The 1,456-nt window shown below is 57.5% G+C and carries 1 rRNA gene; it reads right to left on the bottom strand.

The annotated features are described in order from the left end of the window. Positions 1-314: 314 nt before the first annotated feature. Positions 315-1,456 (bottom strand): 16S ribosomal RNA (locus C444_RS22540); the annotation flags it as partial.

Genomic DNA, 1,456 nt, shown 5'->3' with positions numbered 1-1,456 from the left:
GTTTCATATTCGCCCCCAAGGTGGAGATGGTGGGCGAATCGACCCTTCCCAAGCTCGGTTTCACCCGGCTTGGTGCATCTGTCGTCGTATCACATCCGAATGCCGTCCCACACTTAAGGGGACGGATTCGTCCGCGATACGAAGTACGGACCCGTCGGGAGTTGCACCCGACATCCCCGTAAGGGGATATCCGCCTCGGATAGGTCTTGTGAGCCCAGCGGGCCCATGCAGTAGTCGGCGCTTGCCGACTCGCGGTGACTTGTGGTCACCAGTCAATGTAGGTGGGTCAGGGCAAGGCCCTGATCCCGGTCAGTAGGAGGTGATCCAGCCGCAGATTCCTCTACGGCTACCTTGTTACGACTTAAGCCCCCTTGCGGAGCCCAGATTCGACCATCGCATGATAGCCTCATCCGGACCCCACTCGGGTGCTTTGACGGGCGGTGTGTGCAAGGAGCAGGGACGTATTCACCGCGCGCTTCTGACACGCGATTACTACCGAATCCAGCTTCATGCGGGCGGGTTTCAGCCCGCAATCCGAACTACGACTACGTTTGGAGATTAGCGTCGCCTCTCGGCGTTGCATCCCACTGTCATAGCCATTGTAGCCCGCGTGTTGCCCGGTCCATTCGGGGCATACTGACCTACCGTTGCCCATTCCTTCCTCCATTTTAGCAATGGCAGTCCTCCTAGTGTACCCAACCACCACAGGGGTGTTGCTGGCAACTAGAAGTGTGGGTCTCGCTCGTTGCCTGACTTAACAGGACGCCTCACGGTACGAGCTGACGGCGGCCATGCACCTCCTCTCAGTAGCGTCGAGTAAAGTCGTCAACCTGACTGTCATTACTACTGTCGGGACCGGTGAGATTTCCGGCGTTGAGTCCAATTAAACCGCAGGCTCCTCCGGTTGTGGTGCTCCCCCGCCAATTCCTTTAAGTTTCATCNCATTACTACTGTCGGGACCGGTGAGATTTCCGGCGTTGAGTCCAATTAAACCGCAGGCTCCTCCGGTTGTGGTGCTCCCCCGCCAATTCCTTTAAGTTTCATCCTTGCGGACGTACTTCCCAGGCGGCTCGCTTATCGTCTTCACTACGGCACATCACGTGCTCATGGCGCGTGACATACCTAGCGAGCATTGTTTACAGCCAGGACTACCCGGGTATCTAATCCGGTTCGAGACCCTGGCTTTCGTCCCTCACTGTCGGGTCCGGTCTCTCAACGTGGTTTCCCCATTGGTGGTCCGTCCAGGATTACAGGATTTCACTCCTACCCCGGACGTACCCGTTGAGTCTCTCGGCCCCAAGCTGTGTAGTTTCCACCGGACGCCGACCAGTTGAGCTGGTCGATTTCCCAATGGACTTACACAGCAAGCTACGGACGCTTTAGGCCCAATAATATCGGCCATCACTTGGACTGCCGGTATTACCGCGGCGGCTGGCACCGGTCTTGCCCAGTCCTT

The sequence above is a fragment of the Haloarcula japonica DSM 6131 genome, from assembly GCF_000336635.1.
Taxonomy (GTDB): Archaea; Halobacteriota; Halobacteria; order Halobacteriales; family Haloarculaceae; genus Haloarcula; species Haloarcula japonica.
This window is presented reverse-complemented; position numbering and strand designations above follow the sequence as displayed.